General features: G+C 41.9%; 7 protein-coding genes. All 7 read left to right on the top strand.

Annotation, left to right across the window (positions count from 1 at the left end; genetic code table 11):
• On the top strand, nt 1-1,018 hold a 1,018-nt coding region (locus ADM50_RS05840; RefSeq protein WP_049484830.1), incomplete at its 5' end, for an SIALI-17 repeat-containing surface protein.
• 129 nt (nt 1,019-1,147) lie between these two features.
• A complete protein-coding gene (polA, locus tag ADM50_RS05835; protein WP_049484829.1) occupies nt 1,148-3,781 on the top strand; it encodes a DNA polymerase I in 2,634 nt (877 codons plus the stop codon).
• 276 nt (nt 3,782-4,057) lie between these two features.
• A complete protein-coding gene (locus ADM50_RS05830) occupies nt 4,058-4,348 on the top strand; it encodes a thiamine-binding protein (protein WP_049484828.1) in 291 nt (96 codons plus the stop codon).
• Nucleotides 4,311-5,069, top strand: coding sequence for an ABC transporter permease (locus tag ADM50_RS05825; protein ID WP_161801141.1), 759 nt, complete (start codon nt 4,311-4,313; stop codon nt 5,067-5,069). The genes ADM50_RS05830 and ADM50_RS05825 overlap by 38 nt, the downstream gene beginning before the upstream one ends.
• Nucleotides 5,070-5,105: 36 nt before the next feature.
• Nucleotides 5,106-6,113 (top strand): ABC transporter substrate-binding protein, encoded by a 1,008-nt coding sequence (locus tag ADM50_RS05820; protein ID WP_049484827.1) that lies wholly within the window; start codon nt 5,106-5,108, stop codon nt 6,111-6,113.
• A complete protein-coding gene (locus ADM50_RS05815) occupies nt 6,113-6,841 on the top strand; it encodes an ABC transporter ATP-binding protein (RefSeq protein ID WP_049484826.1) in 729 nt (242 codons plus the stop codon). The genes ADM50_RS05820 and ADM50_RS05815 overlap by 1 nt, the downstream gene beginning before the upstream one ends.
• Before the next feature lie 204 nt (nt 6,842-7,045).
• The coding region (locus ADM50_RS05810; RefSeq protein WP_239684802.1) for a Spy0128 family protein at nt 7,046-9,049 on the top strand (2,004 nt) is incomplete at its 3' end.

Here is a 9,049-nt window from a genome sequence, read left to right as displayed (position 1 = left end):
AATTGAAAAAGAGACAATCGACGACATCAACAAAGATGCTACTATCACTGATAAGGAAGCAGCTATTAAGGCAGCTAAAGAAGTGATTGGTAAGGATGCTATCTTGAAAGCCATCGAAGAAGGTGACATCGAAGCATCAGATTTGTTAGATGATTTCTTGGCAGAAGACAGCGATCAGGTGACACCGGCCGAAGCGCTGAGTCAAGAAGATTTCTCAAGCCAAGACCAAGCTAAACTGGCTGCAGCAGACAAGGAAGCAGCAGAAGAAAATAGTAATGCGAAAAAACTTGAGCTAAGTAAATTAGAAGAGCAAGTTGCTAAGATTAAAGTGCAATTGTCAAGTTTGCAAGTTTCTGGTGACAAAAATAGTCAAGTAAAAGACTTGCAACAAGCTTTAGCAGACTATGAGGATGCTATTAAGACTCTAAGTAGTGTTATGTCAGCTGTTCTTGAAATTGAAGACTTTAAAGGTGGGGTGAACGCAGTAGAAGCTGCAACTGCAGAGTTGCCAGAATACAACAAAGGTGCAAATGCGGTAGAAGCTGCTGTAAATGAACTCCCAGCCTATGGGGAAAGCGGTACTCCAGCAGTAGCGAATGTCCCAGTTTATGGAGAAAACGGTGCTCCGGCAGTAGCGAATGTCCCAGTTTATGGAGAAAACGGTGCTCCAGCAGTAGCGAATGTTCCAGTTTATGGAGAAAGCGGTGTTCCGGCAGTAGCGAATGTTCCAGTTTATGGAGAAAACGGTGCTCCGGCAGTAGCCAATATTCCAGCCTATGCTGAAAAGATTGAACCTGCAGTAAATGAAGTTCCAGAATACACTGGCAGTGTAGCTCCTTTGGCTACAAATCCTACTCTCGGAACGAAACAAGATCGTACCTACAAAGCGCCTGCAACAACAGATGAGCAACTCCTTCCAAATACGGGAAGCCAAGATGCTTCAGCAGTCGCATCGCTAGGATTTGTTGGTCTCCTTCTTGGTTTGCTACCATTTGCAAAGAGAAAATTGAATAAATAAATCGCATGAAATCAATAAAAGAAAAGGATTTGAATAGTCCTTTTCTTTTTTATGGTGAAATAGGGACAAGTCCACGTTTTTCAGCTCTTTCCGATGGTATTTTTCCTTGCTTTCCTTTATAATGGGTGTATGGACAAGAAAAAATTATTATTAATTGATGGATCTTCTGTTGCTTTTCGGGCTTTTTTTGCGCTCTATCAGCAGTTGGATCGGTTTAAAAATGCTAATGGCCTTCATACCAATGCAATTTACGGCTTTCAACTTATGTTGAATCATGTCTTAGAGCGAGTTGAGCCCAGTCATGTTTTGGTAGCTTTTGATGCAGGTAAGACGACTTTCCGAACAGAGATGTATGCAGACTACAAGGGTGGCCGTGCTAAAACTCCAGATGAGTTTCGTGAGCAATTTCCCTTCATTCGTGAGTTGTTAGACCACCTTGGAATTCGCCATTATGAGTTGCCCCAGTATGAAGCCGATGATATCATCGGGACTCTAGGCCGTTTGGCTGAGAAGGATTCTTTTGATGTGACAATCGTTAGCGGAGATAAGGATTTGATCCAGTTGACGGATGAGCATACGGTGGTCGAGATTTCTAAGAAAGGTGTGGCTGAGTTTGAGGCCTTTACGCCAGACTATCTCATGGAAAAAATGGGCCTCACACCAGCTCAGTTCATTGATCTTAAGGCCCTCATGGGGGATAAGTCTGATAATATCCCTGGTGTCACGAAAATCGGTGAAAAAACGGGTATAAAGCTCTTGCTGGAACATGGTTCGCTTGAGGGTATTTATGAAAATATCGATGGGATGAAGGCTTCTAAGATGAAGGAAAATCTCATCAATGATAGGGAACAGGCCTTTTTGTCAAAAACACTAGCAACCATTGAGACTCAGGCACCGATTGAGATTGGCCTTGATGATTTGGTCTATAACGGCCCAGATGTGGAAAATCTCGGGAAATTCTACGATGAGATGGGCTTCAAACAGCTCAAGCAAGCTTTAAATATTTCGTCAACGGATGCACCTGAGAGCTTGGATTACACTATTGTTGACCACGTCAGTCAAGACATGCTGAGCGCAGACTCCATCTTCCACTTTGAGCTCTTTGGGGAGAATTACCATACAGATGAATTGGTTGGTTTTGCCTGGTCTTGTGGGGATAAACTTTACACTACAGACAAACTTGAGCTCTTGCAGGAGCCGATTCTCAAGGATTTTCTAGAAAAAACACCTCTAAAAGTGTATGACTTTAAGAAAGCGAAAGTTCTTTTAAATCGTTTGGGTATGAACCTCCAGGCCCCTGCTTTTGACAGTCGTTTGGCAAAATACTTACTCTCAACAGTCGAGAACAATGAAATCTCAACTATTGCGAATCTCTATGGCCAGACTTATCTGGCTGATGATGAGACTTTCTACGGTAAGGGGGTCAAGAAAGCTATCCCTGAGAGAGAGAAATTCTTGGAGCACTTGGCTCGCAAGGTTGCGGTATTGGTTGAGACTGAGCCTGTTTTACTTGAAAAACTCAGTGAACATGGGCAATTAGACCTTCTCTATGACATGGAGCAACCTCTGGCTTTTGTCCTTGCCAAGATGGAAATTGCTGGAATCAAGGTCAAAAAAGAAACCCTGCTTGAGATGCAAGCTGAAAATGAGGTCGTCATTGAGCAACTCACTCAAGAGATTTACGAACTGGCTGGTGAGGAGTTTAATATCAATTCCCCTAAGCAGTTGGGCGTCCTTCTCTTTGAAAAACTTGGTCTGCCTCTAGAATACACCAAGAAAACCAAGACAGGTTACTCGACAGCCGTGGATGTGCTAGAGCGACTAGCTCCTATTGCGCCGATTGTTAAAAAAATCCTCGACTACCGTCAGATTGCTAAGATCCAATCTACCTATGTGATTGGTTTGCAAGACTGGATTTTGGATGATGGCAAGATCCACACGCGCTACGTGCAGGATTTGACTCAGACAGGGCGTCTGTCTAGTGTGGATCCCAACTTGCAAAATATTCCTGTACGTTTGGAACAAGGCCGCCTCATTCGTAAGGCTTTTGTCCCTGAGTGGGAGGATAGTGTCTTGCTCAGTTCGGACTATTCACAGATTGAGTTGCGCGTTTTGGCGCATATCTCTAAGGATGAGCACCTAATTAAGGCCTTTCAAGAGGGAGCAGATATCCATACCTCGACGGCCATGCGGGTCTTTGGAATTGAACGTCCTGAGGATGTGACTCCAAACGACCGTCGTAATGCCAAGGCGGTTAACTTTGGAGTGGTTTACGGGATTTCAGACTTTGGCTTGTCTAATAATCTGGGCATCAGCCGTAAGGAAGCAAAAGCCTACATTGATACTTACTTTGAACGCTTCCCAGGTATTAAAAACTACATGGATGAGGTGGTGCGTGAGGCGCGTGATAAGGGCTATGTAGAGACCCTCTTCAAGCGTCGTCGTGAGTTGCCAGATATCAATTCACGAAATTTCAATATTCGTGGTTTTGCAGAGCGGACTGCCATCAACTCCCCTATTCAGGGTTCGGCAGCAGATATTCTTAAGATTGCTATGATTCAGCTAGATAAGGCTCTAGTTGAAGGTGGTTATCAGACCAAGATGCTGTTGCAAGTGCACGATGAAATCGTCCTCGAGGTTCCGAAATCAGAACTAGCAGCCGTCAAAGCTCTAGTGAAACAAACCATGGAAGAAGCCATCCAAATCAGTGTTCCTCTTATCGCGGATGAAAATGAAGGGGCAACTTGGTACGAGGCTAAATAAGAAAGCTATGATAGAGTTTGAAGCATTTGCCTTCAAACTCTTTTTCAAGATTTTCTGTAAGCAGTTTCCTTGACTTTTCCTTGTATTTGCGTTATCATATGTCCATATAAGATATGGGAGTCTGTGTACAGTCTGAGAGGAAGTGTTAAACTTCGACCGCACCTGATCTGGGTAATGCCAGCGTAGGGAACGATACTTAGCCGAATTCTGCACCTTTTCCATATATGGAAAAGGTTTTCTTTTTGTTAAAGGGAAACCTGAGAAAAGGAGGTTTTTATGAAAGCAAGCATTGCCTTGCAAGTCTTGCCCCTATCACAGGGGATCGATCGAATTGCTATTATCGATCAGGTTATTGCTTATCTGCAAGCTCAGTCCGTGACCATGGTAGTGACACCATTTGAAACGGTCCTGGAAGGGGAGTTTGATGAGCTCATGCGCATTCTCAAAGAAGCGCTTGAAGTGGCTGGGCAGGAGGCAGATAATGTCTTTGCCAATGTCAAAATAAATGTAGGAGAGATTTTAAGTATTGATGACAAACTTGAAAAGTATGATAAGACGACAGATTAGTCTTTTGGGTTTTCTAGGAGTCTTGTCAATCTGGCAGTTAGCGGGAATATTCAAACTTTTACCCAAGTTTATCCTGCCAACTCCTCTTGAGATCCTCCAGTCCTTTGCTCGTGACAGAGAATTTCTCTGGCACCATAGCTGGGCGACCTTGAGAGTGGCTTTGCTCGGACTAGTTTTAGGAGTCTTGATTGCTTGTCTCATGGCGGTGCTTATGGATAGTCTAACTTGGCTCAATGATCTTATCTACCCTATGATGGTGGTTGTCCAGACTATTCCGACCATTGCTATAGCTCCTATCTTGGTCTTATGGCTGGGTTATGGGATTTTGCCCAAGATTGTCTTGATTATCCTGACGACAACCTTCCCTATCATTGTCAGTATTTTGGACGGTTTTAGACATTGTGACAAGGATATGCTGACCTTGTTTAGTCTGATGCGGGCAAATCCTTGGCAAATCCTGTGGCATTTTAAAATCCCAGTCAGCCTGCCTTACTTTTATGCAGGTCTGAGGGTCAGTGTCTCCTACGCCTTTATCACAACAGTGGTGTCCGAGTGGCTGGGAGGTTTTGAAGGTCTTGGTGTTTATATGATTCAGTCTAAAAAACTGTTTCAGTATGATACCATGTTTGCCATTATTATTTTGGTGTCGATTATCAGCCTTTTGGGTATGAAATTGGTTGATATTAGCGAAAAATATGTGATTAAATGGAAACGTTCATAGAATAAGAATGTTTAAAAAAAGAAAAGAGGAAATAAAATGAAGAAAACATGGAAAGTATTTTTAACGCTTGTAACAGCTTTTGTGGCTGTCGTGCTGGTGGCTTGTGGGCAAGGAACTGCTTCTAAGGACAGTAAGGAAGCGGAACTCAAAAAGATTGACTTTATCCTAGACTGGACACCAAACACCAACCACACCGGACTTTATGTGGCCAAGGAAAAAGGATATTTCAAAGAAGCTGGAGTGGATGTTGACTTGAAATTGCCACCTGAAGAAAGCTCGTCTGACTTGGTGATCAATGGCAAGGCACCATTTGCAGTGTATTTCCAAGATTACATGGCTAAGAAATTGGAAAAAGGGGCAGGAATCACTGCCGTTGCCGCTATCGTTGAGCACAATACATCTGGAATCATCTCACGTAAATCTGACAATGTCAGCAGTCCAAAGGACTTGGTTGGCAAGAAATACGGAACTTGGAATGACCCAACGGAACTGGCTATGTTGAAAACCTTGGTAGAATCACAAGGTGGAGACTTTGAAAAGGTTGAAAAAGTACCAAACAACGACTCAAACTCGATTACACCGATTGCTAATGGCGTCTTTGACACTGCTTGGATCTACTACGGTTGGGATGGTATCCTTGCCAAATCTCAAGGTGTAGATGCTAACTTTATGTACTTAAAAGACTATGTCAAGGAGTTTGACTACTACTCACCAGTTATCATCGCAAACAACGACTATCTAAAAGACAACAAGGAAGAAGCTCGCAAAGTCATCCAAGCCATCAAAAAAGGCTACCAATATGCCATGGAACACCCAGAAGAAGCTGCAGATATCTTGATTAAGAATGCGCCTGAACTCAAGGAAAAACGTGACTTTGTTATCGAATCGCAAAAATACTTGTCAAAAGAATACGCAAGTGACAAGGAAAAATGGGGACAATTTGATGCAGCTCGCTGGAATGCCTTCTACAAATGGGACAAAGAAAATGGCATCCTTAAAGAAGACTTGACTGACAAGGGCTTCACTAACGAATTTGTAAAATAATGACAGAAATTAGACTCGAACATGTAAGTTATGCCTATGGCGATGAAAAGATTTTAGAGGACATCAACCTGCAGGTGACTTCGGGTGAAGTGGTTTCTATCCTAGGTCCAAGTGGTGTTGGAAAGACCACTCTCTTTAACCTAATCGCTGGAATTTTAGAAGTCCAGTCTGGGCGAATTGTCCTTGATGGCGAGGAAAATCCTAAGGGGCGCGTGAGTTATATGTTGCAAAAGGATTTGCTTTTGGAGCACAAGACGGTGCTTGGCAATATCATCCTGCCTCTCTTGATTCAAAAGGTAGATAAGGCAGAGGCTATTGCCCGAGCGCATGACATCCTTGCGACCTTCCAGTTGACAGCTGTACGGGACAAGTATCCTCACGAACTCAGTGGAGGGATGCGTCAGCGTGTGGCCTTGCTGCGGACCTATCTTTTTGGCCACAAGCTCTTTCTTCTTGACGAGGCTTTTAGCGCCCTGGACGAGATGACAAAGATGGAACTCCACGCTTGGTACCTTGAGATTCACAAACAGCTACAGCTGACGACCTTGATCATCACGCATAGTATCGAGGAGGCCCTCAATCTCAGTGACCGCATCTACATCCTAAAAAATCGACCTGGACAGATTGTCTCTGAAGTCAAACTAGATTGGTCCCAGAACGAAGACAAGGAAGTCCAAAAAATTGCCTACAAACGACAAATATTAGCAGAATTGGGATTAAATACTTAGATCCTTAGAACAATATTATATATTAAATCCAAGTAAGAATCTTGCTTGGATTTAATTGTGTCAAAGCTTATGCGGAAACGGAATTGGCTGATTTATCCATCTACCTGATAAGTTAATATAAAAACCGAATCATTTTAATTGACATTCTGTCAAGGTTCTGTATAATATAATTGAACCATTATAGACATTAAGGAGGATAATGTGGTGACGAAGAGAAATAAAAAACTCTTTCATGGCTTGATGGCCTTGCTACTGGTTGTGTCGGTCTTTTTGCCTGCACTAAGACTTAATGGAGTAGTTAGTGCTGCCGAAAAAACTGAATCAGAGTACACTTTGACTACAGAGCCGACGATTAATACGAACCGATTAGTCGATCATGCCAAATATGGTGAAGGTAAGTTCTATCTTAAAACAACTTACGCATTCCCAGACAATGTAACTCTGAAAAACGGTGATTTCATGGTTTATCACGTTCCAAATGAGTTTAAAATCGAAGTAGATTCTACTACAGATTTGAAAGCTCCGAACGGTGAAACGATTGCAACACTGACAACAGAGAAGGCAACGAATACTGCTAAGATTACAGTAACAAACGAAGAGTACTTTAAGAAGTTTAATGAGAACAAGCAAATTGTTGCATCATTTACTGTAGTGTGGGCGGACCATGTTGAAAAGAATAAGGAATATGAAATCAACATTCCTGGTGCAGGAGTTTATCATTTGACTCGTATCGTTCCAGACGTTGATCCAACTGGATTTACTAAATGGGGAGTTCAAGATTCAGACGACCCTAACTATGTAAACTGGCGTATCCGTGTTAACCGTTATGCAAAATCATACACTGGTGTAAATATCCAAGATACTATTCCTGATGGGCAAGTTCTTGCGAGTGATATTACTGGTTACTACTTCCCAGATTGGGAAAATGGTTACGGACGATCATCACTTGATAAGGCTCATGTTCAAGTAACAGATAAGAACCATTTCTCAATTACACCTAATGGTAATGGAACCTTAGATCATAAAGGGCTTTATATCATGTATCGTACTCGTTTGACTAAACCAGTCAATCCAGTTACTAAACGTGTATTGAACAATGTAACTGTCACTACAAACGAGGAAGCCCAACCAATAGAATTTGAAGGTTTTGCACCAATTACAACTACTGATGGTATTGGTGTAGGTGCCAAATCGGATGAGGTTGCTCTAGAAGTGACTAAGAAACTTAATGGTAAGACTCTTGAAAAAGATGCATTTAGTTTCCAACTTCTAGATGATCAGGGTAGTGTTTTACAAACTGTCAAAAATGATGAGAATGGTAAAGTGAAGTTCGAGGCAATCAAATACAAAGAAGCAGGAACTTTTAACTATACCATTAAAGAAGTTAATGATAACAAACCTGGATACACTTATGATGCGAACGTCCTTAAAGCGACTGTAACAGTAAAAGATGTTTTGGGTGAAAAATTAGCGAGCGTCAAATTTGAAGATTCTAAGAAAGAATTTACAAACTCATACGCTGCTAAAGAAGCAAAACTTCAACTTGAAGCTAAGAAAGTCTTAAAGGGTAAAGCTCTTGAGGCTGGCAAATTTGAATTTGAGTTGAAAGAAAACGGAAAAGTTCTCCACACTGTTTCAAACGATGCAAACGGTAAGATTCAATTCCCAGAACTTACGCTCACAGAAGAAAAAACTTATACATACACTATCTCTGAAAAAGCAGGTGATGTAGCCGGAGTTGAATACGATCCAAATGCTTATGAAGTAAATGTAGTCGTTAAAGATAACGGCCAAGGTCAACTTGTTGCAACACCAGATGCAGAGAACATTACTTTCACGAACGTTTATAAAGCTAAACCAGATAAAAAAACCATCACAGCTACTAAAGTCTTGAATGGTAAAGCGCTTGAAGCAGACAAATATGAGTTTGAACTTAAAGAAGGCAACAAAGTAGTCGCAACAGCTAAGAATGCTGCAGACGGTACTGTTACTTTCCCAGTAATCAGCTATGATGCTGCAGGCCCTCACACTTACACAATTACTGAAAAAGCTGGTAGTGAAAAAGGTGTGACATACGACACTGCTAAACACGAAGTAACAGTAAACGTTACAGATAATGGACAAGGTGAACTTGTTGCAGATGTAAAAGACAACAACCCAACCTTCACCAATACTTACAAAGCAGCTACAACAACAGCTACTATCACA

This window comes from Streptococcus oralis, from assembly GCF_001075675.1.
GTDB lineage: Bacteria > Bacillota > Bacilli > Lactobacillales > Streptococcaceae > Streptococcus > Streptococcus oralis_V.
Note: the sequence above shows the minus strand (reverse complement) of the source record. Positions and strands in the feature narration are given on the sequence as shown.

Coding starts and splice junctions, on each gene's coding strand:
- ADM50_RS05820 (WP_049484827.1), top strand. CDS start 5,106: ATGAAGAAAACATGGAAAGTATTTTTAACGCTTGTAACAGCTTTTGTG.
- ADM50_RS05825 (WP_161801141.1), top strand. CDS start 4,311: ATGACAAACTTGAAAAGTATGATAAGACGACAGATTAGTCTTTTGGGT.
- ADM50_RS05830 (WP_049484828.1), top strand. CDS start 4,058: ATGAAAGCAAGCATTGCCTTGCAAGTCTTGCCCCTATCACAGGGGATC.
- polA (WP_049484829.1), top strand. CDS start 1,148: ATGGACAAGAAAAAATTATTATTAATTGATGGATCTTCTGTTGCTTTT.
- ADM50_RS05815 (WP_049484826.1), top strand. CDS start 6,113: ATGACAGAAATTAGACTCGAACATGTAAGTTATGCCTATGGCGATGAA.